A 26,593-nucleotide genomic window follows, 5' to 3' on the forward strand; every position below is an offset into this window, starting at 1 on the left:
GTGCATTGGAGGTGCCTTGTCAGCTGCGTTTGCTGACCTTGGCCAGATCCGCAGTGATATTGGCCGCTTCGATGAGATACTCATCGGGCGCTTCAAAATCAGCGGGCAGTTCATCCAGACTCTTCACCGCCGGCTTGCCAAGACGTGCCAGACGCTCGTTGGTACGTTTGAGCGCTTTCTCATCCTGTTTCGCCTGCTCTGCAACACGTTCCGCCTCGTTGAGGGAGACCGACTTCTTGTCTTTCTCCTCCTTGTAGTCGGCGATGTCCTGCATCACATAGGCAAACTCGGGATCCTTGGCGATCCGGGCATCGTGCGCCGCCTGCAACTTGGGCAGTACGCTGGCGAAGTTACCGAGTTTCTCGTAGTTGGCGGAGGCAATCTTGTCCCACGGCAACGCATTGAACTCGCGGCTTTCGCCCGTCTCTTCCGGAGCAACCGGTGTCGGGAAGCTGATATCCGGCGCAACGCCCTTGTTCTGGGTGCTGCCACCGTCGATCCGGTAGAACTTGGCGATGGTGTACTGCACGTGACCCAGCGGCTGCTCGTAGAAGTCATAGACCTTGGCGAGACTGCGATGCTGCTGCACCGTCCCCTTGCCGAACGAGTTTTCACCCAGAATCAACGCGCGGCCATAATCCTGCATGGCGGCAGCGAAGATCTCGGAGGCCGAGGCACTGTAGCGGTCGATCATCACCGACATGGGCCCACCGTAGTAGACGTTGCCATCGTCATCGCCATTGACCGTGATACGGCCCATATGATCACGAATTTGCACCACGGGACCGCTGGCAAAGAAGAGACCGCTGAGGGCGGAAGCTTCGGTCAGTGCGCCACCGCCGTTACCGCGCAGATCGATGATCAGACCATCGATTTTCTTCTTGTTCAGGCTGGAGAGCTCCTTGATCACGTCATCGTGCAGATTGACGTAGAAACTCGGGATCTCGATGACCCCAATCTTCTTGCCTTCGGCGTTAATCACCTTGGACTTGGCAGCCCGGTCTTCAAGGCGCACCTTGTCGCGGGTCAGCTCGATCTGCTCGGTCTTGGCAGTTGCGCCCTTGCCGCGCTGGATCTCCAGCTTGACCTTGCTCCCCTTGGGCCCCTTAATGAGCTCGACCACGTCATCAAGACGCCAGCCGATCACATCGACAATCTTGCCATCTTCCTGCCCTACCCCGGTGATCTTGTCATCGGGCTTGAGGTGGTTGGATTTGGCAGCCGGGCCACCAGGCACCAGAGAACGGATGACGGTAAAGTCATCTTCCGCCTGCAACACGGCACCAATCCCCTCGAGCGAGAGGTTCATCTCGGTATTGAAACGATCGGCACTGCGCGGTGAGAGGTAACTGGTGTGCGGTTCGATGGCGCGAGCGAAGGAGTTCATGAAGAGCTGGAAGACATCTTCGCTCTCGGTTTGGGACATCCGCTTGATGGCGTTGTTGTAACGCTTGCCAAGCAGCTCCTTGATCTCGGGCCACTCCTTGCCACTGAGCTTGAGGCTCAGGGCATCGAACTTGACCCGCTGACGCCACAGCTCGTTGAGCTCTGCTTCATCTTTGGGCCAAGCCGCCCCTTCCCGATCAAACACATAGTTGTCGGTCTGGGTAAAATCGAAAGGAGTATCAAGCAGTTTGAGGGCGTATTCGAACCGCTCATAACGCCGTTGCTGACTCAGGTTGAACATCTCGTAGGCGGGAGCCAGACGGCCTCTTTCGAGGTCGGTGTCAAAACCGTTACGGTACTTTTCAAAACGGCTGATATCAGAGGCCAAAAACAGGTTGCGGCTGTAGTCCAGATTCTCCAGATATTTATCGAAAATCACGGAGGAAAAGGCATCGTCCAGCTTGAACTGTTTGTAGTGCGAGCGGGTAAACAGATTGGTAATTCGCTTGCTGGCCGTAGCATGTTGGCTCTCTTGAGCCAACACAGGCAAATCACTCTCCTTGAGCACCGGCTCGATGGCCTGTGCAAGCCCGGCAAGCGCCAGGCTACAGGCAACGAGGGAAAAACGAATTACGCCATGCTTCAACATTTGTCTCCTTAGAGAACCAAGTGCTCTGATTTGACCCGCACCATCATGCCGGTCTGCAGTTGGACCTGTACATCGTCCTTGGTTACTTCCTTGATGGTTGCCGGAACCGGGAATTTACCCATAACGACGCGCACATCCTGGCCCACTTTCAGCGTAGCGGCATCCACTTTAACCAGCGGAGCATCAGCGACCGGTGCCTTGGCGGCAGCTTTCGGCTTGGCAGCTACATCAGCTTTCTCGGTTTTGCGCACAGCAGGACGACGGGGCTTCTTAGCCTTCTCATCCTTCTCTTTGGTATTGGTACGACGGCTGGCGAATACGCGCTCTTTGCTCTCTTTCAGAGCTTGCTTGGCGTGCTCGATGTGCTCTTCGGTCAGCAGCTCGCCCGGGTTGCCATCCAGATCAACGCGAGCCTGGCCAGCTTTGAGACCGTGCAGGTAGCGCCAGCTGGAGGTGTATTGACGCAGTGCGGAACGCAGCATGGTCTTGGAGACTCTGGCATCGTCAGCAAGACGCTCGGCCAAATCCTGGAAGATGCCAATCTTGAGCGGCTTGGCCTCTCCTTCAGCAACGAAGCAGGCCGGGAATTTCTCGACCAGGTAGGCAACGATCTCTTTACTGTTCTTCAGCTTCTCAGTGTTTTCCATGTATAACCTTGGCTTTCATATAAACGCACGGGCACGTCCCGAGCACAACAAAGGCCCCATTATAGAGAGCTTGGGGCCTTTTGCGAACCATCTAGCAATGACTTAGAGCATGCTTTCCAAAATTTGCACCGTTTCTTCGAGGCCAATCCGGTCTTCTTGGTCGAAACGGTTAAAAATCGGACTGTCGATATCGAGTACCCCGATGATCTCGCCACCACGGCGCACCGGGATCACGATTTCCGAGTTGCTCGCACCATCGCAAGCGATGTGACCGTCGAACTGGTGGACATCGTCAATGAGCTGGGTTCTCCCCTCTGCCACTGCCGTACCACACACACCGCGGCCAACCGGGATCCGCACGCAGGCCGGTTTGCCCTGAAATGGCCCCAATACCAGGGTCTCGCCCTGCAACAGATAAAAACCGACCCAGTTGATCTCCTCCAGCTCCTGATTAAGCAGTGCGGAGAGGTTGGCCAGATTGGCAATCAGATCGGTTTCCCCCTCCAGCAGCGCCTTGGCCTGCTGGTTGAGGGTGCGATAAAACGGTTGTTTTTCAATCATGATTAAATGAACTTCACTCCCTGATGGTTTGGGGAAGGTAACGCCTGGCCGGGAAATTTCAAATATTTTTTCCACTCCCCACCTCTTGCGCCATTATTCCCGGGCAACGGAAAGCGCCAATTGCTGGCGTTGACCATTACTCCACTCGATATTTAACAACCAGATCATGACGGGTGATGTACAGCTCCCCACCTGGGTTACCCCCTGCCACTGTCCGTCTATTTCTTCAAAGCTCACCGGAATTGTGCCCATAAACATATCTTTGCCTTCGAGTGTCGCTTTCACCGGCTTGATGGCCGGATCGCCGCCGGTAATAGCGATGGCAAAGTCATGTTCGGCGCGCAGCGGTAATTCTTTGATGGCGACCGTCAGCGGCTTGTCACCAATCAGCGCGCTGCAAGGGGTGTGGGAAAGATCACAAATCTGATCTTTTTTCTGGTCAGCAGAGACGCTGTTATCGGCCGAAAACCAGGTGCGATAGGCCATCAGCGCCAATAACAGCGCCAATACCAGTACGAGGTGCAAAACTTTACGTGCGGTAAGTCTCTCTTTCATCAAAAACAGCCCGATTAAGATGCAATTAAAATAGTTTTTTGTGATCTCGAACAAGGTAAAAAACTGCCATATCGAGACCGGACGGAGCCAAATATATCACTGTTTATACTGTTATTTTACCTGTCACTTCAGTATCATTCCCATGCAGTTTTCATTTAGCCATCTTTTGCTTTTCCTTTCGTTAACAGATGTTAACAACTGGTCGGCGGTGGCTGATGAAGCCAGTCCGGTCCTCCGGATACAAAACCAAACAACAGCAGCATCGGAAGCGGAATATAACGATGAGCCATACAACTAACCATCCTGAGTACAACTACACCGTTGTTCGCCAGTTTACCGTCATGACGATTGTCTGGGGAATTGTCGGCATGTCGGTTGGCGTACTGATCGCAGCCCAGTTGATCTGGCCTGCCCTCAACTTCGAGACCCCGTGGCTGACTTACAGTCGTCTGCGGCCCCTCCATACCAACGCAGTGATCTTCGCCTTCGGCGTCAGTGCACTGATGGCCACCTCCTTCTACGTGGTGCAGCGCACCTGTCAAACCAGGCTGTTTGGTGGCCCGCTGGCAACCTTCGTCTTCTGGGGTTGGCAAGCAATCATCCTCTCTGCCGCCATCTCTCTGCCGCTGGGTTTCACCTCCGCCAAAGAGTATGCCGAGCTGGAGTGGCCGATTGATATCGCCATCACTGTGGTATGGGTTACCTATGCCATCGTCTTCTTCGGCACACTGATGAAGCGCACCACCTCCCACATCTATGTGGCGAACTGGTTCTTCGGTGCCTTCATCATCACCGTTGCGGTGCTGCACATTGTCAACAACATGGAAGTGCCGCTCTCCGGCATGAAGTCCTACTCCATGTACTCCGGCGCCATGGACGCCATGGTGCAGTGGTGGTATGGCCACAACGCGGTAGGCTTCCTGCTGACCGCCGGCTTCCTGGGGATGATGTACTACTTCGTGCCCAAGCAGGCCGGTCGTCCGGTTTACTCCTATCGTCTCTCCATCGTCCACTTCTGGGCGCTGATCTCCCTCTATATCTGGGCCGGTCCGCACCACCTGCACTACACCGCACTGCCTGACTGGGCTCAGTCGCTGGGCATGGTTATGTCCCTGATCCTGTTCGTACCCTCTTGGGGCGGCATGATCAACGGTATCATGACCCTCTCCGGTGCCTGGCACAAACTGCGTTATGACCCCATCCTGCGCTTCCTGATCGTCTCCCTCTCTTTCTACGGCATGTCGACCTTCGAAGGCCCGATGATGGCGATCAAAACCGTCAACGCCCTCTCCCACTACACCGACTGGACCGTCGGTCACGTGCACTCCGGTGCGCTGGGCTGGGTTGCCATGGTCTCCATCGGTGCTGTCTATCACCTGATCCCGAACCTGTTCGGCCAGGGCCGGATGTACAGCGTCAAGCTGATCAACGTTCACTTCTGGCTGGCGACAGTGGGCACCGTGCTCTACATCGTTGCCATGTGGATTTCCGGCGTGATGCAGGGCCTGATGTGGCGTGCAGTCAACGAAGACGGCACCCTGACCTACAGCTTCGTTGAAGCGCTGCAGGCATCCTATCCCTTCTATTTCGTGCGCTTCCTGGGTGGCTGCTTCTTCGTCACCGGCATGTTGCTGATGGCTTACAACGCCTATCGCACCATCACTGCGCCCAAAGGTTCTCTGGAACCTGTCGCCCAGCCAGCATGATTGAAGAGGTCAACCCATGAGCAACAATAACCGTCACGAAATATTTGAAAAAAGCGTTCCCATGCTGGTGGTCGGCATCATCTTCGCCATCAGTCTGGGAGGGCTGGTTGAAATCACTCCGCTGTTCTTCCAAAAGCAGACCACCGAGCCGGTGGAGGGCCTCAAGCCCTACACCGCTCTGCAGATGGAAGGACGCGACATCTTCATTCGCGAAGGCTGCACCAACTGCCACAGCCAGATGATCCGTCCGTTCCGTGCCGAAACCGAGCGTTACGGTCACTACTCGGTCGCCGGTGAGAGCGTCTGGGAGCACCCCTTCCTGTGGGGCTCCAAGCGTACTGGTCCGGATCTGGCCCGTGTCGGTGGCCGTTACTCCGATGAGTGGCACAAGGTTCACCTGATCAACCCGCGCGATGTGGTACCGGAATCCAACATGCCCGCCTACCCCTGGCTTGATACCAATGTGCTGACCGGCGAGATGACCGCCAAGAAGCTGGCGCTGTTCCGCGATCACTTCGGTGTGCCCTATACCGACGCCGATATTCAGGGTGCGGGCGAAGCCGTCAAGGGCAAAACCGAGCTGGATGCGCTGGTGGCCTATCTGCAATCACTGGGTCATGCCCTGAAATAAGGAGGCGAAGATGGACTACGGCACATTTCGCGGTCTGTATACCCTGCTGTTGATGGCCATCATGATTGGCATCATCGTCTGGGCCTACAGCAAACGCCGCAAGACCTCTTTCGACGAGGCTGCCAATCTGGTTTTTGCCGATGATGAGCAACCCGGTGCTGATAAAAAGAACGCAGGAGCGAAACAATAATGAGCACTCTGTTTAGCATTTTTGTGACTGTCATCAGTCTGGGAACCATCCTCGGCTGCTTCTTGCTGCTGATGTGGTGCCGCAAGGACAAGATGGGTGTTGAAGAAGGCAAATCGATGGGTCACTCCTTCGATGGCATCGAGGAGATCAACAACCCGCTGCCGAAGTGGTGGACTTACATGTTCCTCTTCTTCATCGTCACCGGTCTGGTCTATCTGATCGCCTTCCCGGGGCTTGGCAACTTCAAAGGCCTGCTGGGCTGGCAAAGTTCCAACCAGGACGTGCGCTCGCTGGCCGAGTCCAAGGCTGCAACCGAATCGGCCAAGGCTGAAGGTCGCGCGGTGGAGTATGACCGTGAGGTCGCCAAGGCTGACGAGATCTACGGCGCCAAGTTCCGTGAACTCACCTATGAAGCGGATGGCAAAACCTATCGTGCCATCACCGAGATCGCCAAGGATCCGGAAGCCCTGAAAGTGGGTCAGCGTCTGTTCCTGCAGAACTGCTCCCAGTGCCACGGCTCTGACGCCCGCGGTGGTCGCGGTTTCCCGAACCTGACCGACAGCGAATGGCAATGGGGCGGCCAGCCTGATCAAATCAAGACCACCATCATGGGCGGTCGTCAGGGGATCATGGCTGCCTGGGGTGAAATCCTCGGCAAAGATGGCGTTCAGGAAGTGGCCTCCTATGTGCTGAGCCTCTCCGGTCGCAAGGTCGACCTGGTCGAAGCGAAGAAAGGTGAAGCTCGCTTTGCCATCTGTGCAGCCTGCCACGGGGCCGATGCCAAGGGCGGTATTGCCGTCGGTGCGCCAGACCTGACCAACAACACCTGGCTCTACGGTGGCTCCCGCGAAGTGGTGGTGCAAACCATCACCCACGGTCGTCACGGCGTGATGCCAGCCTGGAAAGATATTCTGGGTGAGGACAAGGTTCACCTGCTGGCCTCCTACGTTTACAGCCTGTCTCATCAACAGTCTGCCAAATAAGGTTCGTCCGTAACGTTGTAACATGTGATAAACACGTGATTACACAGCAAAAAGCCTCGACTCCTCGAGGCTTTTTGTTATCTTGTGTTGCGTAAAAACCATCTTCCACGTTAATCATTCGTTTCATGGCAGTAGCAATCATGACCCAACCTCTATCCAAACCGTGGTATCACCAATTCTGGCCCTGGTTTATCATCGCCCTCCCCACTGCCGCCGTTGTCGGCAGTATCGCCACCGCCATCATCGCCAGCAAGGATGGGGTCAATCTGGTGGCCGAGGACTATTACAAACAAGGGAAAGAGATCAATCAGGACTTGAGCAAGTTTGACCGCTCCGAAGCGCTCAATATCCGCTTTGGACTGGAGGTTGACGGCAACGAGCTGACCCTCAAACCCATCAGCGGCGATATTCCTGCCGGGCAAGCTCTCTATCTCTCATTGTTCCACCCGACCTTGGCCGGTCAGGACAGCGAACACATGATCACCGCCGATGCGAGCGGCACCTATCGCCTCCATTTCGACAAGCCGCTGGTCGGCAAGTGGCACATTCGGGTCGATGCCTTTGATCACCAGTGGCGATTACAAGAGACCGTCCAGCTGCCCACCTTGGCATCTGTCGAACTCGACCCGAAAGGACGCTAAGCCATGACCGGCTGTTCTCACTGTGGCGAGCCGATGTTCGCCAGCACCCCTGCTGCTTGCATTCTGCATTCAGGGGGGCATAACGCATGACCCCCTGCTTTCACTGTGGCGAACCGGTACCCGCCAATAGTGGCTATGCCCTTGAGATAAAGGGGATTGTTCGCCCTATGTGCTGCCCCGGTTGTCAGGCTGTGGCAGAAACCATCATGGAGTGCGGCCTCGCCAGTTACTACGATCACCGCACCGCTCCCGGCACCAAGGGAGATCTAGTGCCCGAAGAGCTGGCCGCCCTCACCCACTACGATCTGGCAGAAGTGCAACAGGATTTTGTCACCGACAGCGGTACCCTTCGCGAAATCCAGCTGACAGTTGAAGGGCTCACCTGCGCCGCCTGTGCCTGGCTGATCGAACGCCACCTGATGACACTGACGGGCCTGCGCTTCATCAACGTCAACACCACCACCCACCGGGCCCGCATCAAGTGGGATCCGGGCCAGCTCTCCCTGAGTGACATCCTCAAGGGATTTGCCCAAATCGGCTATCGCGCCTATCCGTTCCAGACCCATCAACAGGAGGCGCTCTACGCCAAAGAGGTGCGCAGCTATATGTTCCGGCTGGCACTGGCAGGGCTGGGCTCGATGCAGGTGATGATGTGCGCCGTGGCCCTCTATATGGACCTATTCATCAGTGTTGAAGATGAGTTCATGGTCTACTTCAAGTGGATAAGCCTGCTGCTCTCCACCCCCATCATGATCTACTCGGCCCAGCCCTTTTACGTGGGTGCCTGGCGCAGCCTGAAACAGGGCCATCTGTCGATGGATGTGTCGGTGTCACTTGCGCTGATCGGTGCCTTTGTTGCCTCCATGTGGGCCACTGTGTTCAATACCGGTGAGGTCTATTACGACTCCATCACCATGTTCGTCTTCTTCCTGCTGCTGGGGCGCTTTCTCGAGTTGCGGGCCCGACGCAAGGCGTCGGAATCGAGCTCCAACCTGGCGCGACTGGTGCCCATCATGGCGACCCGCATCGATGATGAAGGGGAGCATGAGGTAGCGGCCAAGACCTTGCAGGTCGGCGATCGGGTACGTGTGCTGGCTGGCGCCACCTTGCCGGCGGACGGCATCATTATCGAAGGGCAAGCCAGCCTCAACGAATCCATGCTGACCGGTGAACAGCTGCCCCTGCTCAAACAGCGCGGTGATCAGGTCTATGCCGGCACCATCAACACAGATGCCCCGCTGCAGATCCGGGTCAGCCACCGTATTGAAGAGTCGCGGATCGCCCAGATCATGCGGCTGCAGGATCATGCTCTCGATGATAAACCGGCCATCGCCCAGATGGCGGATCAGCTGTCGCGCCACTTTATTCTGGTGCTGCTGATCATTACCGCCGCGGTCTGGACCTTCTGGCACTTCCATCAACCGGATCAGGCGTTCTGGGTCACCCTCGCCGTGCTGGTTGCCACCTGCCCCTGTGCCCTGTCGCTGGCGACTCCGACTGCGCTAACCTCGGCCACCGCCAATCTGACCCGCAACGGCATCCTGCTGCGCCGTGGCCATGTGCTGGATATATTGACCAAGGCAAACCGGATCGTGATGGACAAGACTGGCACCCTGACCACAGGTGAGATCAGTCTGACAGGCACCACCACCTTGGCAGAGATGGACGAGACGCAATGCCTCGCCATCGCCCGGGCCATGGAGGCGCAATCCGAACACCCCATTGCCCGCGCCTTCCGGCTGCCCGCCGACAACATCACAGTGCTGCCATCCGCCCGCGAGATCACCCCGGTCATCGGTCACGGCATCACAGCGCTGGTGGATGGCGTACGCTACCGCATCGGCAGTGCCCGCTGGCTTGGGCTGGATCCGGCGCAAGAGCATGGCCGCGGTCTGGCTATCTATCTGGCCGACGAGCAGCAGGTATTGGCCCGTTTCAATCTGGAAGATACCCTGCGCCCCGATGCCAGGGCGCTGATCGCGGCATTCAAGTCAGCAGGTCTGCAAACTACCGTGCTGACTGGCGACAGCTCTCTGCAGGCAGACGAGATTGCCCGCGAGCTGGGCGTGGATGAGCTGGTCAAGGGGGTCTCGCCCGATGGCAAGCTGGCCTACCTCAAGGCCCGGGAAGCCCAGGGAGATATCAGCATCATGGTGGGCGATGGCATCAACGACGCGCCGGTACTGGCTGGCGCTCACGCCTCGTTTGCCATGGTTGGTGGCACCGATCTGGCGAAAAACAGCGCCGACGCCATCCTGCTGGCCGATGACCTGAGCCGACTGCTCGAGGCCAGAGTGCTGGCAATGCGTACCCGCAAGATCATCATCGAGAACTTCGCCTGGTCCATCGGTTACAACCTGCTGGTGCTGCCGCTGGCAGCCTGCGGCTGGCTCCCCCCCTATCTGGCGGCGGCGGGCATGTCGCTCAGTTCACTCATCGTGGTGACCAACTCCATGCGCCTCAACCGATGAGACCGGTGGCGAAAAATAGCTGAAAATGTGGCCTGCCTCCGATGCAGGCCACATTTCTCACTGATAGCGGCTGGCCCCCTGCCCGAACAGGGTTACCATAGGGGACGCTTGCCAAGGATGAACGCCAAGGTACCTCTCATGAATATAATTTTTGTCCTGATCCCCATCGCCATCCTGTTTGTGATCATCGCCGGGGTCGTCTTCTTCTGGGCCATTCGCTCCGAGCAGTTTGAAGATCTCGACCGGCAGGGTTCCAACATCCTGTTTGACGAAGAGCAACCTGCCCACAAACCCGTAAAGCCTGCTGACCATGACCCACAGCCTTGATCTGGCCGGCGCCCTGCTGGTCGGACTGGCAGGCTCTGCCCACTGTATCGGCATGTGCGGGGGTGTCTCCGCCGCGCTCTCCATGGCGATCCCAGCCAACAAGCAACACTTCTGGGGGCGGCTTGCCTATCTGCTCAACTACAACCTCGGCCGGATCCTGAGCTATGTGATTGCAGGTGCACTGGTGGGCGGCCTGCTCGCCACTACCAGTGAGCTGGGCGCAGGCAAACACGCCATCGCCGGGCTGCGGCTGGTAGCCGCATTGCTGATGATCGCCCTTGGTCTCTATCTGGCGGGCTGGTGGCAAGGGATCTTGCTGCTGGAGCGGCTCGGCGCCAGACTTTGGCCCCGTATCAAACCGCTGGCGGGCAAGTTTCTCCCCTTCACCTCACCTGTGCAGGCACTGCCCTTTGGCATGGTGTGGGGCTGGCTGCCCTGCGGGCTGGTCTACTCCATGCTGACCTGGAGCGCAGCGGCCGGTTCGGCCAGTGGCGGGGCGCTGATCATGCTCTTTTTTGGTCTCGGCACCCTGCCCACCCTGTTCGCGTTGGGCGGGCTCGCCGATCGCCTGAGATACTGGCTCACCCTGCGCAGTTTGCGCCTTGGCGGTGCCCTGCTGCTCATTTTGTTCGGGGTACATACCTTCTGGATTGGCATTGCTTCCTTTTGAAACCCTATCCAAAACGGATGAGTTGATGGTAAACTTGTTTGATATAAATCAATTATTCGTATGAGCCTATGATCCCGGAAAAGAAACCTGGCAGACGTATCCAGAGCGGTGGCTGTGCAATTCATTGCCAGGATTGCAGCATCAGTCAGCTCTGTATTCCCTTCACTCTGAACGACAACGAGCTTGATCAGCTGGACAGCATCATCGAGCGCAAGAAGCCGATCCAGAAGGGTGAAGAGCTGTTCAAGGCTGGCGATGAGTTCAAATCGCTCTATGCCATCCGTTCCGGGACCATCAAGTCTTACACCATCACCGAGCAAGGGGATGAGCAGATCACTGCGTTCCACCTCGCTGGCGATCTGGTCGGTTTTGATGCCATCAACAAGCAGGCCCACCCCTCCTTCGCCCAGGCGCTGGAAACGGCCATGGTGTGCGAGATCCCCTTTGAAGTGCTGGATGATCTCTCCGGCAAGATGCCCAAACTGCGCCAGCAGATCATGCGTCTGATGAGCAGCGAAATCATGGGCGATCAGGAGATGATCCTGCTGCTCTCCAAGAAGAATGCTGAAGAGCGCCTCGCCGCCTTCCTGCACAATCTGTCGGTACGCTTCTCCGAGCGCGGTTTCTCCGCCAAGGAGTTCCGTCTCTCCATGACCCGTGGTGACATTGGCAACTATCTGGGTCTGACTGTCGAGACCATCAGTCGTCTGCTCGGCCGCTTCCAGAAGTCCGGTCTCATCAGCGTCAAAGGCAAATACATTACCGTGCTGGATCAGGTCGCGCTGGGCATGATGGCCGGTGCAACTCGCCCGCCCTGCGGCTGATTTTCCGCTTACCCTCTCACTTTTCTCCTGCTTTTCCTGCCGGATCCTTTCCTCTGGAATGTGATCCGGTACGTTCCCCATACCCTCCTCCTGCGCTAAGCTGTAATGGCTAAGATTCTGCTGTCATTGGACTTTTCCAAGGAGGAGAAGATGGTCAAATATCAGAATATTCTGGTGGTTATCAATCCAGAAGAGGAGCGTCAAATCGCCCTCGAACGGGCAGTCAAAGTCGCCGAGCTGGACGAAAACGCCCATCTGACCCTGCTGCTCACCATCTATGACTTCTCGTATGAAATGACTGCCATGCTCTCGGTGGACGAGCGGCAAGAGATGCGCGACGGCGTCATTTCACAGCGACGTGAGTGGCTGGACGAGATCCTGATCCCCTATCGGGCACAGGGGATCGAATGCGAAGTGAAAGTAGTCTGGCACAATCGTCCCTTCGAGTGTGTCATTCAGGAAGTGCTGGAGCAGCGCCACGATCTGGTGGTCAAAGCCACTCACCATCACAGCTTCCTGCAAACCTTCATCTTTACCCCCACCGACTGGCACCTGCTGCGCAAATGCCCCTGTCCGGTGCTGCTGGTCAAGGAGGGGCACTGGCAACGGGGCGGCAACATCATCGCCGCCATCAACTGCTCAAGCGACGATCCGGATCAGAAACTGCTCAACGAACGGATCACCCAGGAGGGAAGCGACATCGCCGAACTACTGGTCTCCAACCTCTATCTGGTCAACACCTACCCGGGCACCCCGGTCAACGTGGCCATAGAGCTGCCGGAGTTTGACCCCCACGCCTACAACGAAGCTATCCGCAAACACCACGAAAGCCTGCTGCTCAGCCATGCCGACAAGTTCGGGATCGGTCATCTCTGGACCCGGGTAGCAGAGGGGCTACCGGAAGAGGTGTTGCCGGATATGGCCGAAGAGCTCAAGGCGACCTTGATGATCATGGGCTGCGTCGGGCGTACCGGGCTTTCTGCAGCTTTGCTCGGCAATACCGCCGAACATGTGATTGACCGCCTCTCCTGCGACATCCTGATCCTCAAACCGGCGGACTACTGCTGCCCGGTCGACAGTCGTCGCAATCAATCATAAGGTGCCTGGCACCTTGCCCTCCCCCGGGACATGGCTATAATAACGCGCTTATTTGTGTCCCGGGTTTTACGAGCATGCTAGAAGAGCTGAACGCCAAAGAAAAATACAGTTTTAACAAACTGCAAAAGCGCCTGCGGCGCAACGTGGGTCAGGCCATTGCCGACTTCAACATGATTGAAGAGGGCGACAAGGTCATGGTCTGCCTCTCCGGCGGCAAGGACAGCTTCGGTATGCTCGACATACTGATGAGCCTCAAAGCCAGCGCCCCCATCCATTTCGATCTGGTTGCCGTCAACCTGGATCAGAAGCAGCCCGGCTTCCCCGTGCATGTGCTGCCCGAGTACTTGGACTCCCTCGGTATCGAGTACAAGATCGTCGAGGAAGATACCTACTCCATCGTCAAGGAGAAGGTACCGGAAGGCAAAACCACCTGCTCCCTCTGCTCACGGCTGCGTCGCGGTATTCTCTACCGCACCGCCCAGGAGCTGGGTTGCACCAAGATTGCCCTTGGCCACCATCGCGATGACATCCTCGAGACCCTGTTCCTCAACATGTTCTACGGTGGCAAGCTCAAGTCCATGCCGCCCAAGCTGGTGAGCGACGATGGCAAGAACGTGGTGATCCGCCCGCTAGCCTACTGCAAAGAGAAGGATCTGATCCGCTACGCCGACGTCAAAGCCTTCCCCATCATTCCGTGCAACCTGTGCGGCTCGCAGGAGAACCTGCAGCGTCAGGCCATCAAGCAGATGATGCAGGATTGGGATCGCCGCTTCCCCGGTCGTATCGAAACCATGTTCACCGCCATTCAGGACGTGATCCCGAGCCACCTGCTCGACCACAAGCTGTTTGACTTCAAGAGCATCAACCGCGACTCCGGCATCATCGATGGGGGCGACAAGGCGTTTGATCCGCCCGAGATGCCAAAGGCGCCGCTGCTGGACATCGACGAGATGGACATGCTGGATGTGATTGAAGTGCGCTAAGCCGCGCTCACAGGGCAAACGCCACACAATAAAAAAGGAGCGATGATCGCTCCTTTTTGCTTTCTTGATCTGCCTGTTACCAACGTGACAGCACCATCTATATCAGCCCTTGTGCAACCAGGGGGTCAGTCGCAGCACGTCACCCTGCAGGCGCAGTTGCCCGGCAGCGAACGCGGCCAGTTGCTCATTGCTAAGCAACAGATGGCCTTCCTGCCAGGGCAGCGCTTCCTGACGGGCGCCATCAATCAGATAAGCTGTTCCGCTCTGCTGCACCAGGGTAATCCGCACCCCTTCCATCTTCGGCAGGAAGTGCTTGCCGACCATGCCCGCCATCTTGTCGAGCAGCGACTGCATCTGCTGCTGACGTGCCGCCAGCTCGGCCACCGGCAGCTCGGGTCCGTTCGGCGCATCGGCCATCACCTGTACCGTCATATCGCATGTAGCGTGCTCTTCTTTCAGGCCGACGGTCACGATCCCCTTGTCGAGGTTGAGATCCTCATCAAAAGGCAGGCGCAGTTCGCTATCGATTGTTACCTCGCCCGCAACCTCCTTGCTGTCGGTTGCAACCCGGGCAAAGGTGAGGCCACAGCGCTGACCATTTTGCGGATCGGTCAGATAAAACCCCAGTCTGGCGTGACCAAACTCCCCTTTGGCAAAGGTCTTCATCTGGCTGTAGAAGGTGCTGTATTGCAGATCCAGCACCGGCTCAGCCAGCGCCAGCCCTGGCAGCAAGAGCGTGGCCAGCAGGCTCTGGCGCACAGCCTTGGTCACTCCATATCGACGGGTCATTCAACGTCCTTTTGCATCATGCATTGAAATGGTTGGGGCCTTCTGTCACCTCGTTAACCTCTACACCTACCCCGCAGAGATCCCGATAGAGGATCCCCTTGCAGTTGAAATAGAGCGGTGCCACCCAGATAAGCCCCAACCCCATGGGGATCAGAGCCAGGAAGAAGAGCGCGGTCATCACGCCGTGGAACAGCACAATGCTGGGCCAGCCGCGTGCAAAGAGTTTGAGAGAAACCAGAATGGCCTGGGGCGGCGTCAGGCCACGCTCCAGCACAAGCGGGACGGTAAAGAGCAGCCCCATGCCGATCAGGGCCGAGGGGATGAAAGAGAGCACGGCGGGCAATCCCAGCAGATCGAACAGCGGGCCAAACAGGCTGGTGAGCAGACTGCCAAGCAGGCTGAGCATGCCGAGGCGTACAAAGTGGCGGAAGAAGTCGAACACCTGGTTGGCCCGGGCGCGCACCCCGACCGACTGCTGCAACCCCAACATATCGAGGGAGCTGGTCATGGGGGCCATCACCACCGTCATCAACAGGCTCAGCACCATGGCCACATTCATCTGGCTGTCATCCCCCAGATAGGGCAACAGCAGCACATTGCTTAGCAGGATCCAGATCGCCGTCACCCCGACAATCGCCAGCAGCAGGCCAAATCCGGTACGGCGGGTCTGTTGCCATCCCTCCTGGATGACCCCTTTCAGATCAAGGCGGTAGCCCTGGTTCAGAGACTGCTCAAGGGAGCCGCCAATACGCATTTTATTACTCAATTGACTATCCAATATCGAAAACGACCAAATCAGGTGGCACATTATAGCGATTTGGTCTGCTATTCGTAGCCGTTTTTCCTGCGCACTTGCGGCTAATTCGGGCCAAAAAGCCTTTAATTTCATGTGTCGGCTGCATAGAATGCGGCCCTCTTTCAACACGATGGCCACTGGCTGGGGTGAGACTGGCGGATGATGAACAATCCACAGGTAATTGTCGCGCTGAACAAGATCAGCAAAAAATACGATGGCAAGGTGATCCTGAGTGACCTTGACCTTGAAATCTATGACGGTGAATTTCTTACCCTGCTGGGCCCTTCCGGCTGTGGCAAGACCACCCTGCTGCGCCTGCTGGCCGGGCTCGAATCGGTCGATGGTGGCACCATCCATCTGGCCGGTGACGAGATCACCCATATCCCCGCCGAACACAGGCACATCAACACCGTGTTCCAGAGCTATGCGCTCTTCCCCCATATGACGGTGTTTGAAAACGTCGCCTTTGGCCTCGAGATGCAGAAAGTACCGGCCAGCGAGATCCGCCAGCGGGTCGAGGAGACTCTCGCCATGGTGCAGCTCACCGAGCTGGCCAACCGCCGCCCGGATCAGCTCTCTGGTGGTCAGCAGCAACGGGTCGCCATCGCCCGCGCCGTGGTCAACAAGCCCCGCCTGCTGCTGCTCGACGAATCCCTATCGGCGCTCGACTACAAGCTGCGCAAGCAGATGCAGAGCGAGCTCAAGGCGCTGCAACGTCGCCTTGGCATCACCTTTGTCTTCGTCACCCATGATCAGGAAGAGGCGCTCACCATGTCTGATCGCATCCTGGTGATGGAGGGCGGCAAGATCATCCAGCGCGGCACCCCGCGCGATATCTACGAATCGCCAGCCAATCTGTTCGTGGCCCGCTTTATCGGCGAGATCAACGTGATGGACGGCAAGCTGATCAGCCAGCGCGAGCCCGGTATCTGGCAGGCCGAGGTAGAGGGGCGCGAATGCCTGCTCCATACCACCTTGCCGTTCCAGCCAGACGACAAGGTGCTGGTGCTGCTGCGCCCGGAAGATCTGCGCATTCTCGATCAGGATGACGATCAAAGTGGCGCGCTGCGGGGCAATATCCGCGAGCGCAACTACAAGGGGGCGACGCTGGATTCGGTGATCGAGCTCGAAAGTGGCAAACAGCTGCTTATCTCCGAGTTCTTCGACGAGGATGACCCCGACTTTGACTATCGCCTGGGTCAGGAGGTGGCGATCCACTGGGTTGACAGCTGGGAGGTGGTGCTGCCCTATGAGCCTCACTAATCTGCGGGTACCGCACAGCTTTGCCCACAATGGCTTTCGCAACGGGGCCATCGCGCTGATCCTGGGCTGGCTGACGCTGTTTGTCTTCCTGCCCAACCTGATGATCATCGGCGTCAGCTTCCTGACCCGGGACGAGTCCGAGCTTATCGCGCCGCTCTTTACCCTGAGCAACTATGGCCGCCTGCTGGATCCCCTCTATTTCGAGGTGCTGCTCCACTCCCTCTGGCTGGCGCTGCTCGCCACAAGCATCTGCCTGCTGGTGGGCTACCCCTTTGCCTGGCTGCTGGCTCATCTGCCAGCGCGTATCCGCCCGCTGCTGCTGTTTCTGGTGGTGGTGCCGTTTTGGACCAACTCCCTCATTCGTACCTATGCGCTGAAAGTGCTGCTCGGCACCCGGGGGCTGATCAATGGCTGGCTGCTGGATCTGGGGCTTATCGAGCGACCGCTGCAGATGATGTATACCGAGGTGGCCGTCATCATCGGGCTGGTCTATGTGCTGCTCCCCTTTATGGTGCTGCCGCTCTACTCCAGCATCGAGAAGCTGGATGGCCGTTTGCTGGAGGCGGCACGAGATCTCGGCGCCAACGGCTGGCAGCGGCTGGTGCGGATCATCTTGCCCCTCACCCTGCCCGGCATCATCGCCGGTTGTCTGCTGGTGTTCCTGCCCGCCATGGGGATGTTCTACGTCTCCGACTTGCTGGGGGGCGCCAAGCACCTGCTGATCGGTAACCTGATCAAGACCCAGTTCCTCAACAGCCGTGACTGGCCCTTTGGCGCCGCCATCAGCGTGATGCTGACGGTGCTGATGGCGCTCTTGGTCTACTGCTACTGGCGGGCGGGCAAGCTGCTCAGCAAGAAGGGGGAGCTGGCATGATGCGCGCACTGAAGGCTCTGTTCTTGCTGCTGGTGTTTGGCTATCTCTATGTACCCATCGGGGTGCTGATCGCCAACTCCTTCAATCTGTCGAAATATGGCATCGACTGGCGCGGCTTTACCCTGGGCTGGTATGAGAAGCTGTTTGCCAGCGCCAGCCTGATGCAGGCGGCCCAGCACTCCCTGACCATTGCAGCCCTCACCGCCACAGCAGCGACCCTGATCGGCACTCTCACCGCCGTGGCGCTGTTTCGCTATCGCTTTCGCGGCAAGCAGTACGTGAGCGGCATGCTGTTTGTGGTGATGATGTCCCCCGATATCGTGATGGCCATCTCCCTGCTGACCCTGTTTGTGGTGACCGGCATTGCGCTGGGCTTCTGGTCGCTACTGATCGCCCACATCACCTTCTGCCTGCCGTTCGTGGTGATCACCGTCTACTCGCGGCTGTGCGGTTTTGATGTGCGGATGCTGGAGGCAGCGCGGGATCTAGGGGCTGGCGAGTGGATCATCCTGCGCCGCATCATACTGCCGCTGGCCCTGCCGGCGGTGATGGCGGGCTGGCTGCTCTCCTTTACCCTGTCGCTGGACGACGTGGTGGTGAGCTCCTTTGTTACCGGCCCGGCCTACGAGATCCTGCCGCTCAAGATCTACTCCATGGTCAAGGTGGGGGTCTCCCCCGAGGTCAACGCCCTGGCCACCCTGATGCTGGTCGCCTCCCTCGGGATGGTGCTGCTGGCGCAACTGTTACTGCGCAAACGGCAGGGTTGACCCTGCCCGTTTCGTCCCCGCCATCTTTGGCGAACTCTGTCACGGTGGGCCGCAAGGCCCCATAACCCCAAGGAGTTGTTGATGACAATCCAACACAAGGCCGGCGCCCTGCTGGCAGCCGCCCTCACCCTCACCACCCCGCTGCTGAGCCAGAGTGCTCACGCGGCCGACGACAAGGTGGTCTACTTCTACAACTGGTCGGAATATGTGCCGGACGGCCTGCTGGAGCAGTTCCAGCAAGAGACCGGTATCAAGGTGATCTACTCCACCTACGAATCCAACGAGACCCTCTACGCCAAGCTGAAAACCCATGGCGACGGCTATGACGTGGTGGTGCCCAGCACCTATTTCATCTCGAAAATGGCCAAAGAAGGTATGTTGCAGCCGCTGGATCGCGCCCAGCTGCCCAACTTCAAGCACCTCGACCCTACCCTGCTCAACCACGAGTACGACCCGGACAACCGCTACTCCATCCCCTATATCTGGGGCGCAACCGGGATCGGCACCAACACCGACATCATCGAGCAGCCGGTCACCAGCTGGAAGCAGCTCTGGGCACCGGAGTGGAAAGAGAGCCTGCTGCTGATGGACGATGCCCGCGAGGTGTTCCATATCGCGCTGGTGCAGCTGGGTTACAGCCCCAACACTCAAGACAAGGCGCAAATTGCCGAAGCGTTCGAATACCTGAAAAAGCTGATGCCAAACGTCAAGGCATTCAACTCCGACAACCCGGCCGACCCCTTTATCGCCGGTGAGGTCAATATCGGTATGCTGTGGAACGGCTCGGCCTACGGCGCCCAGCGCGAATACCCCTCCATCCAGATGACCTACCCCGAAGAAGGCGCCGTGCTCTGGATGGACAACCTCGCCATCCCGGCCAAGGCCAAGCATGTGAAAGAGGCCCACGCCCTGATCAACTTCCTGATGCGCCCCGATGTGGCCGCCAAGGTGGCCGAGGCAATTGGCTACCCCACCCCGGTCAAGGATGCTATTCCCCTGCTCACCCCGGCGTTTCGCAATAACCCCATGGTCTTCCCGAGCGACGAGATCAAACGTAAGGGCGAGTTCCAGTCCGATGTGGGTGATGCCTCCCGCCTCTACGAGCAGTACTTCCTGCAGCTGAAAGCCATGGTGGCCAAAGCGGGTTAAATCGGCGGTTAATCCCCCCTGACGGGGTTAATGGATTAAGGGGGCAATATTTGCCCCCTTCTCTTTTTATCCACCAGCACGGTTTCTCGGCGCAATAGTCTTTAACACCGAGAGGCACGGGGAACCTCGATTCAAGGCAACATATATGAACAGCAACCGTCCTCTCAAACAGCCAGCTTCAAAGCCGATTTGAAGGGGGGTATGGTGATGATTGTGGTAAATATGGCCATCTTGATCAGATTCAGAGTTGCCCCATTGTGGGAGTACGGGAAAAATAAACGAGTTTATAAGCAATGGCTGTACAGTATTATCGAAACCGCGAACGTCCGATTACACTTCGCTAATCGAACATACGACCCTGTATCATCGCTATGATTCATGGGTTCTAAGGTGTATCTCGCCCAATTTAAGATATGTAAAGCAAGGTATAGTAGACAGCCGAGTCCAATTGATGGTATTATTTATTACCATTACCCATCCAATCACCATTATATTACAGAGTAAATATGAGTGTTGAAAGATTAGTCTTATCTAGTGAGGGACAAGAATTTTTATTATCAATATCGCCCGACTGGCCTATGATAATGATTACGGGATTAATAGGTATAGGTAGTATATTTACGTCTATAGCAGTAGGTCGTATAAGTAAACAAAATCAACAATCACAAAATTTAGCTAAAAAGGCAGAACTGCGACAAGCTTGGATAACAGAGTTGAGAGAACATATTTCTCAGTTCGTAAGTCTAGCCTCAACAATCAGAGTGAGGCGCAATATCGACAATCAGTTTTCATCTAGTGAGGCGTTTTATGAGTATCACTCACAGTTAATTACATCAAGAACTAGAATACACCTAATGCTAGATGCCAATAAAGAATATACTGAAATCATTAAATCCCTTATTCATGATCTTTATAATGAAGCTGTTATGAAAGATGGCGTTGCAAAAAATGTCGGGGCATACCGAAAAGCGCTTGAAGAACAGTCTCAAAAAATTTTAGAAAAAGCATGGTCAGATATTAAGTCAGAACTAACATAATATGCATCAAGCAGAACAGTGATCTACTCATTTAAAAAACATTGTATTTAAAAGAGTATTAATATCAAAAGTTTTTATTTTAACCATGAAGCTAATGGCCTTGAACGATAGGCTTCAGGTATGACGAGTAACAAGGCGGCCAACGCCGATTAATTCTGCGCTTTTTCATTACCCCTGTGGGGTGTAGATTGGTTGTGGGGGCAAACGTTGCCCCCTCTCTTTTTTCATGACCCCTCGAGGTATCACGAAAACACGTTTTTCGCCGATATTGCGGGTGGCCTGAGCCAATCAGGAGTATTCATGTCCGATCTGACCCTCTATTTCGCTCCCGGCACTTGTGCCATGGCCGTGCAGATTGCCCTGCTGGAAGCGAATGCCCCGTTCCAACCCCGTCTCGTCAACCTCGCCGCAGGGGAGCAGCGTGATCCTTCGTATCTTGCCATCAACCCCAAAGGGCGGGTGCCTGCCCTTGTCACCGAGCAGGGCACCCTGACCGAGACCCCGGCCCTGCTGCTCTATGTGGCACAGCGCTTCCCCGATGCAAAGCTGGCACCGCTGGACAACCCGTTCCTGCTGGCCCGCATGCAGGAGGTCAACAGCTTCCTCGCCTCCACCGTGCATGTCTCCCACGCCCACGGTCGCCGTGGCAGCCGCTGGGCCGATGACGAGCAAGCCATTGCCGCCATGCAGCAGAAAGTCGCCAGCAATATGCGCGATGGCTTTGCCCAGATTGAGCAGCACTATCTGGCAGGCCCCTGGGTGCTGGGCGAGCAGTTCAGCGTGGCGGATATCTATCTGTTCGTGGTCGCGGGCTGGCTGAAAAGCGATGGGGTCGAGATCAGTGAATTCCCCAAGGTTGCCGAGCATTATCAGCGCATGCTGAGCCGTCCGGCGATCGCCAAGGCAGTGGCCAACTAACCATAAAATCAATAGCTCGATGAATAACAAGGGTGTCAGGGCTCTGCTGACACCCTTCCTGCCTCCTCCCCTGCACTTCTTCTCCCGCCTTTGAGATCGTTTTCACATTTCCGTGGTTTTGCCGTGGCCCTTCCCCGGTAAAAAGCCTATCTTTGCGCCATGACGCAACCGGTTGCGTAACCGGTTGCCTAGCGGTTCACAGATTGACGGGCCAAGGCCTGATGAGGTGCTGTATGAAACGAGGCGTACTGCTCAATGCTCCCCTGAGTGCTCTGGTGGCACAGATGGGCCACACCGACGAGATCACCGTCTGCGATGCAGGCTTGCCCATTCCGGCAGGTCCGGAGCGGATCGATCTGGCGCTGATGGCGGGGACACCCAGCCTTGAAACCGTACTGACCGCCCTGCTCACCGATCTGGTGGTGGAGAAGGTGATCATGGCAAGCGAGATCAAGCAGATCAGCCCCGCCGCCCATCAGGCTCTGGTCGATCAGCTTGAGGCCCACGCAGCAGCCCAGGGCAAGCCCATCACCATCGAATACTGCCTGCATGAGGAGTTCAAAACCCGCTCCCGCCAGAGCAAGGCAATCGTGCGCAGCGGCGAGGTGACTCCCTACGCCAACCTGATCCTCTGCGCCGGTGTGGCGTTCTGACATTCTTCAAAGAAGGCCTCTTCAAGGAAGCTGCAAATGAGCACAACCTCCCCCCTCTCACCCATTCTGGAGCTGACCGGGATCGTCAAGACCTTCCCCGGTGTGCGCGCCCTCGACGAAGCGGGTCTGCGGGTCTATCCGGGCCAGGTGATGGCCCTGCTCGGTGAAAATGGCGCCGGCAAATCCACCCTGATGAAGGTGCTGACCGGCATCTATCAGGCCGATGCGGGCAGCGTCAGCTACCGCGGCCAGCCGGTCCACTTCAAGGGCCCCCGCGACTCCCAGGATCAGGGGATCAGCATCATCCATCAGGAGCTGAACCTGCTGCCGGAGTTGTCGATTGCCGCCAACATCTTCCTCGGCCGCGAACCCCGTACCCGTTTTGGCAACATCGATCACCCGCAGTTGCGCGAGCGGGCCAGCAGCCTGCTGGGCCGACTCGGCGTCAAGCACGGGCCGGATACAAGACTTGGGGATCTGTCGATTGGCGAGCAGCAGATGGTGGAAATCGCCAAGGCGCTGTCGTTCGATGCCAGCGTCATCATCATGGATGAACCGACCGATGCGCTGACCGACACCGAAACCGAGCAACTGTTTGCGGTGATCCGCGAGCTGCGCCAGCAGGGTTGCGGCATCGTCTACATCTCTCACCGTCTCAAAGAGATCTTCCAGATCTGCGACCGGGTCACCGTGCTGCGCGACGGCAAGTGGATCGGCGAGAAGGCGGTAAGCGATCTCGATGAAGACAAAATCATCGAGATGATGGTGGGTCGGCGGCTGGAAGAGCAGTATCCGCGCCTTGAGCGCGAGCTCGGCCCCGTCAGCCTGCAAGTGAAAGCACTGGCCGGTCCCGGTGTGCGCGGGGTGAGTTTTTCCCTGCGTCAGGGGGAAATTCTGGGCTTTAGCGGCCTGATGGGCTCCGGCCGCACCGAGCTGATGAAGCTTATCTATGGCGCCAGCCCCATCAGCGCCGGTGAAGTGCAAGTTGACGGTCATGCTCTGGTGCCCAAAAGCCCGGCGGATGGGTTGGCCGCCGGCATCGCCTATATCTCCGAAGATCGCAAGGGCGATGGGCTGGTGCTGGAACTCTCGGTGCGCGAAAACATGAGTCTCTGCGCCCTCGACGAGTTCATCAGCAACGGCAAGATTGACGGCAAGGCCGAACGGCAGGCGGTGAGCGACTATGTGCGCCTGTTCAACATCAAGACCCCGAGTCAGGATCAGCTGATAAAGCTGCTTTCCGGCGGCAACCAGCAGAAGGTGGCCATCGCCAAAGGGCTGCTGACCCGGCCCAAGGTACTGATCCTCGACGAGCCGACCCGCGGCGTCGACGTGGGGGCGAAGAAGGAAATTTATCAGCTGATCAACCAGTTCAAGAATGAGGGGATGAGCATCATTCTGGTCTCCTCCGAAATGCCGGAAGTGCTCGGCATGAGTGATCGCATCATGGTGATGCACGAAGGGCGCATCAGCGCAGAGTTCAACACCCGCGATGCCAATCAGGAGAAGCTGATGGCGGCGGCAGTCGGTAAACAGTGGCAAGCAGAGCAAGAGGCATCCCAATGACAACCCAAACCCTTTCCCGCCGTGGCGTCATGAGCAAGGCGTGGTGGATCGAGAACAAATCCCTGGTCGCGCTGCTGGTCCTGATTGGTGTGGTCTCGGCCTTAAGCCCCAACTTCTTCACCGCCGACAACCTCCTCAACATCCTGCGCCAGACCTCGGTCAACGCCATCATGGCGGTCGGTATGACGCTGGTTATCCTTACCGCCGGTATCGATCTGTCGGTCGGCTCTGTGCTTGCCCTGTGCGGTGCGCTGGCCGCCACCATGGTCGCCATGGAGCTGCCCATCTGGCTGGTAGTGCCCCTCACTCTGGGGGCCGGTGCCCTGCTTGGCGGCGTCAGCGGTCTCATCATTGCCAAGGGCAAGGTTCAGGCCTTTATCGCCACTCTGGTCACCATGACCGCCCTGCGCGGTATCACCATGGTCTATACCGAGGGGCGTCCCATCTCCACCGGTTTCAGTGACGGCGCCGATCACTTTGCCTGGCTCGGTACCGGTTACCTGTTCGGTCTGCCGGTGCCCATCTGGCTGATGGCCATCGTCTTCCTGCTCGCCTGGTTCATGCTCAACCATACCCGTCTCGGTCGCTACATCTACGCGCTGGGCGGCAACGAATCGGCTACCCGCCTCTCCGGTATCAATGTGGATCGGGTGAAGCTGGCAGTGTATGGTCTGTGCGGCGCGCTCTCGGCACTGGCAGGGCTTATCGTTACCTCTCGTCTCTCCTCTGCCCAGCCGACGGCGGGCATGGGTTACGAGCTGGATGCCATCGCCGCCGTGGTGCTGGGTGGTACCAGCCTGATGGGCGGCAAGGGGCGCATCATGGGCACCCTGATCGGTGCTTTGATCATCGGCTTCCTGAACAACGCCCTCAACCTGCTCGACGTATCCTCCTATTACCAGATGATCGCCAAGGCCAGCGTGATCTTGCTTGCCGTGATGATCGATAACAAAAGCAATCGTTGATAAGACAAGCCACACACAAGGAATGAAATGATGAAAAAGCTCAATACCCTGCTCGCTGCCGCCATCATGTCCGTGCTGGGCACTGCCCATGCCGCCGATCAAACCCTGGCCATGGTGGTCTCCACCCTCAATAACCCCTTCTTCGTCACCATGAAAGAGGGTGCCGAAGCCAAAGCCAAAGAGCTTGGCTACGAGCTGGTGGTACTGGACTCCCAGAATGACCCGGCCAAAGAGCTCTCCAACATGGAAGATCTCACTGTACGCAAGGTCGGCGCCATTCTGATCAACCCCACCGACTCCGAAGCAGTCGGCAACGCCATTCGTCTGGCCAACCGCGCCAACATCCCGGTACTGACTCTGGACCGCGGCGCCGCGCAGGGTGAGGTCAAGGCTCACATTGCTTCCGACAACGTGGCGGGCGGCAAGCTGGCCGGTGACTTCATCACCGAGAAACTGGGTACCGGTGCCAAGGTGATCCAGCTGGAAGGGATTGCCGGTACCTCCGCCGCCCGTGACCGTGGCGAAGGTTTTGCCCTGGCCGTGGCGGCCAACAAGCTGCAGGTGCTGGCTTCCCAGCCTGCCGACTTTGACCGCACCAAGGGTCTGAACGTCATGGAAAACCTGCTGGCCGCCCATCCGACCGTACAGGCAGTGTTCGCCCAGAACGACGAGATGGCGCTGGGTGCCATCCGCGCGGTACAAGCTGCCGGCAAAGAGGTAATGATCGTCGGTTTCGACGGCACTGACGATGGCAAAGCCGCCGTAGCCAAGGGTAAACTGGCCGCCACCGTGGCCCAGCAGCCTGCCCTGATCGGTGCCATCGGCGTCGAGACTGCCGACAAGGTGCTGAAAGGTCAACCGGTAGAGAAATCCATTCCGGTACCGCTGCAAGTGGTCAGCAAATAAATCACAAGGGGGAGGCTCGCCTCCCCTTTTCCCTTTCGTTCAGGTGCCTCCCGGCTTGAGCTCACTCCATCACAGTGTTCAAGCCAAGATGCATCAGGAGTAGTCAACATGAATCGTCTCGTCGTTCTGGGCAGTGTCAATGCAGACCATGTGCTGCGCGTACCCCACTTTCCTCGCCCGGGTGAAACCCTGACCGGTCACAGCTATCAGGTGGTGCCCGGTGGCAAGGGGGCCAATCAGGCGGTTGCGGCCGCCCGTCTCGGTGCCCCCGTCTCCTTTATCGCACGCATCGGTGATGATGCCATCGGTCACCAGATGAAGAGCGGCTTTGCCAAAGATGGCATCGACGTCAGCGCCGTCGAACTCGATCCCAAGCTCCCGACCGGTATCGCCATCATCTATGTGAGCGATGAGGGGGAGAACAGCATAGGTATCTCCGCCGAAGCCAACGGTGCCATCACCCCTGCTGTGGTGAAAAACCACGAAGCGATGATCGCCGACGCCCACACCCTGCTGTTGCAGCTGGAAGTGCCGCTCGAGAGTGTCCATGAAGCTGCACGGCTGGCCCGCGCCCACGGCACCCGGGTG

The 26,593-nt window shown here is 57.6% G+C and carries 28 protein-coding genes; 22 read left to right on the top strand and 6 right to left on the bottom strand.

The window, feature by feature from the left end:
* Positions 1–19: 19 nt before the first annotated feature.
* The 4 genes from prc to BN1139_RS17140 form a co-directional block, all read right to left on the bottom strand.
* Positions 20–2,035: a carboxy terminal-processing peptidase gene (prc, locus tag BN1139_RS17125; RefSeq protein WP_005351922.1), complete on the bottom strand. Its 2,016-nt coding sequence runs from the start codon at positions 2,033–2,035 to the stop codon at positions 20–22.
* Between the two features lie 8 nt (positions 2,036–2,043).
* Entirely contained in the window at positions 2,044–2,682 is a 639-nt protein-coding gene (proQ, locus tag BN1139_RS17130) for an RNA chaperone ProQ (protein ID WP_005351923.1), read from the bottom strand.
* Between the two features lie 102 nt (positions 2,683–2,784).
* Positions 2,785–3,243: a GAF domain-containing protein gene (locus BN1139_RS17135; RefSeq protein ID WP_005351924.1), complete on the bottom strand. Its 459-nt coding sequence runs from the start codon at positions 3,241–3,243 to the stop codon at positions 2,785–2,787.
* 93 nt (positions 3,244–3,336) lie between these two features.
* Positions 3,337–3,798, bottom strand: coding sequence for a hypothetical protein (locus BN1139_RS17140; protein WP_005351925.1), 462 nt, complete (start codon positions 3,796–3,798; stop codon positions 3,337–3,339).
* A gap of 281 nt (positions 3,799–4,079) precedes the next feature.
* On the opposite strand from BN1139_RS17140, the gene ccoN reads away from it, so the two are divergent.
* From ccoN to ttcA, 11 genes are all read left to right on the top strand, one after another.
* On the top strand, positions 4,080–5,504 hold the full coding sequence (gene ccoN / locus BN1139_RS17145) for a cytochrome-c oxidase, cbb3-type subunit I (protein ID WP_005351926.1): 1,425 nt from the start codon (positions 4,080–4,082) through the stop codon (positions 5,502–5,504).
* 16 nt (positions 5,505–5,520) lie between these two features.
* Entirely contained in the window at positions 5,521–6,135 is a 615-nt protein-coding gene (ccoO, locus tag BN1139_RS17150) for a cytochrome-c oxidase, cbb3-type subunit II (RefSeq protein WP_005336618.1), read from the top strand.
* Between the two features lie 10 nt (positions 6,136–6,145).
* Positions 6,146–6,325 (top strand): CcoQ/FixQ family Cbb3-type cytochrome c oxidase assembly chaperone, encoded by a 180-nt coding sequence (locus BN1139_RS17155; protein ID WP_005336620.1) that lies wholly within the window; start codon positions 6,146–6,148, stop codon positions 6,323–6,325.
* A complete protein-coding gene (ccoP, locus tag BN1139_RS17160) occupies positions 6,325–7,308 on the top strand; it encodes a cytochrome-c oxidase, cbb3-type subunit III (RefSeq protein ID WP_005351929.1) in 984 nt (327 codons plus the stop codon). Before BN1139_RS17155 ends, ccoP begins: the two co-directional genes overlap by 1 nt.
* Before the next feature lie 140 nt (positions 7,309–7,448).
* The gene (locus BN1139_RS17165; RefSeq protein ID WP_005351931.1) at positions 7,449–7,949 is read left to right on the top strand and encodes a FixH family protein; all 501 of its coding nucleotides are present in this window, start codon (positions 7,449–7,451) and stop codon (positions 7,947–7,949) included.
* An 86-nt stretch (positions 7,950–8,035) separates the two neighbouring features.
* The gene (locus BN1139_RS17170; protein WP_005351932.1) at positions 8,036–10,420 is read left to right on the top strand and encodes a heavy metal translocating P-type ATPase; all 2,385 of its coding nucleotides are present in this window, start codon (positions 8,036–8,038) and stop codon (positions 10,418–10,420) included.
* A gap of 138 nt (positions 10,421–10,558) precedes the next feature.
* Positions 10,559–10,747, top strand: a complete 189-nt coding sequence (gene ccoS, locus BN1139_RS17175; protein WP_005336630.1) for a cbb3-type cytochrome oxidase assembly protein CcoS — start codon at positions 10,559–10,561, stop codon at positions 10,745–10,747.
* Positions 10,731–11,417, top strand: coding sequence for a sulfite exporter TauE/SafE family protein (locus BN1139_RS17180; protein WP_005351933.1), 687 nt, complete (start codon positions 10,731–10,733; stop codon positions 11,415–11,417). The genes ccoS and BN1139_RS17180 overlap by 17 nt, the downstream gene beginning before the upstream one ends.
* Before the next feature lie 68 nt (positions 11,418–11,485).
* A complete protein-coding gene (locus BN1139_RS17185) occupies positions 11,486–12,241 on the top strand; it encodes an FNR family transcription factor (RefSeq protein WP_005351934.1) in 756 nt (251 codons plus the stop codon).
* Positions 12,242–12,391: 150 nt separating this feature from the next.
* Positions 12,392–13,339 carry a universal stress protein UspE gene (uspE, locus tag BN1139_RS17190; RefSeq protein WP_013723750.1) on the top strand — a complete coding sequence of 316 codons (948 nt, stop codon included), beginning with the start codon at positions 12,392–12,394 and terminating at the stop codon, positions 13,337–13,339.
* Between the two features lie 74 nt (positions 13,340–13,413).
* Positions 13,414–14,322: a tRNA 2-thiocytidine(32) synthetase TtcA gene (gene ttcA, locus BN1139_RS17195; protein WP_013723749.1), complete on the top strand. Its 909-nt coding sequence runs from the start codon at positions 13,414–13,416 to the stop codon at positions 14,320–14,322.
* Between the two features lie 102 nt (positions 14,323–14,424).
* Here ttcA and BN1139_RS17200 read toward each other — a convergent pair whose 3' ends face one another.
* On the bottom strand, positions 14,425–15,111 hold the full coding sequence (locus BN1139_RS17200) for a DUF2987 domain-containing protein (protein ID WP_005351938.1): 687 nt from the start codon (positions 15,109–15,111) through the stop codon (positions 14,425–14,427).
* A 16-nt stretch (positions 15,112–15,127) separates the two neighbouring features.
* A complete protein-coding gene (locus BN1139_RS17205) occupies positions 15,128–15,865 on the bottom strand; it encodes a DUF2189 domain-containing protein (protein WP_005351939.1) in 738 nt (245 codons plus the stop codon).
* A gap of 201 nt (positions 15,866–16,066) precedes the next feature.
* Between BN1139_RS17205 and potA the strand changes: the two genes are divergently transcribed.
* The 11 genes from potA to BN1139_RS17255 all read left to right on the top strand — a co-directional run.
* On the top strand, positions 16,067–17,170 hold the full coding sequence (potA, locus tag BN1139_RS17210; RefSeq protein WP_005351940.1) for a spermidine/putrescine ABC transporter ATP-binding protein PotA: 1,104 nt from the start codon (positions 16,067–16,069) through the stop codon (positions 17,168–17,170).
* Positions 17,157–18,044: a spermidine/putrescine ABC transporter permease PotB gene (potB, locus tag BN1139_RS17215; protein WP_005351941.1), complete on the top strand. Its 888-nt coding sequence runs from the start codon at positions 17,157–17,159 to the stop codon at positions 18,042–18,044. Before potA ends, potB begins: the two co-directional genes overlap by 14 nt.
* Positions 18,041–18,811, top strand: a complete 771-nt coding sequence (potC, locus tag BN1139_RS17220) for a spermidine/putrescine ABC transporter permease PotC (RefSeq protein WP_005336644.1) — start codon at positions 18,041–18,043, stop codon at positions 18,809–18,811. Before potB ends, potC begins: the two co-directional genes overlap by 4 nt.
* Positions 18,812–18,892: 81 nt before the next feature.
* On the top strand, positions 18,893–19,960 hold the full coding sequence (locus tag BN1139_RS17225) for an extracellular solute-binding protein (protein ID WP_005345409.1): 1,068 nt from the start codon (positions 18,893–18,895) through the stop codon (positions 19,958–19,960).
* Positions 19,961–20,466: 506 nt separating this feature from the next.
* Complete coding sequence (locus tag BN1139_RS21135) at positions 20,467–20,997, top strand: hypothetical protein (protein ID WP_005351942.1); 531 nt, start codon at positions 20,467–20,469, stop codon at positions 20,995–20,997.
* A gap of 300 nt (positions 20,998–21,297) precedes the next feature.
* Positions 21,298–21,915, top strand: coding sequence for a glutathione S-transferase family protein (locus BN1139_RS17230; protein WP_005351943.1), 618 nt, complete (start codon positions 21,298–21,300; stop codon positions 21,913–21,915).
* A gap of 233 nt (positions 21,916–22,148) precedes the next feature.
* Positions 22,149–22,568 carry a D-ribose pyranase gene (rbsD, locus tag BN1139_RS17235; RefSeq protein WP_005351944.1) on the top strand — a complete coding sequence of 140 codons (420 nt, stop codon included), beginning with the start codon at positions 22,149–22,151 and terminating at the stop codon, positions 22,566–22,568.
* Positions 22,569–22,604: 36 nt separating this feature from the next.
* On the top strand, positions 22,605–24,134 hold the full coding sequence (gene rbsA, locus BN1139_RS17240; protein WP_005351945.1) for a ribose ABC transporter ATP-binding protein RbsA: 1,530 nt from the start codon (positions 22,605–22,607) through the stop codon (positions 24,132–24,134).
* Positions 24,131–25,099: a ribose ABC transporter permease gene (rbsC, locus tag BN1139_RS17245; RefSeq protein WP_005351946.1), complete on the top strand. Its 969-nt coding sequence runs from the start codon at positions 24,131–24,133 to the stop codon at positions 25,097–25,099. Before rbsA ends, rbsC begins: the two co-directional genes overlap by 4 nt.
* Before the next feature lie 30 nt (positions 25,100–25,129).
* Positions 25,130–26,005 carry a ribose ABC transporter substrate-binding protein RbsB gene (gene rbsB / locus BN1139_RS17250; RefSeq protein WP_005351947.1) on the top strand — a complete coding sequence of 292 codons (876 nt, stop codon included), beginning with the start codon at positions 25,130–25,132 and terminating at the stop codon, positions 26,003–26,005.
* Positions 26,006–26,113: 108 nt separating this feature from the next.
* On the top strand, positions 26,114–26,593 hold a 480-nt coding region (locus BN1139_RS17255), incomplete at its 3' end, for a PfkB family carbohydrate kinase (protein WP_041980774.1).

Source organism: Aeromonas veronii bv. veronii, from assembly GCF_000820225.1.
Taxonomy (GTDB): Bacteria; Pseudomonadota; Gammaproteobacteria; order Enterobacterales; family Aeromonadaceae; genus Aeromonas; species Aeromonas veronii.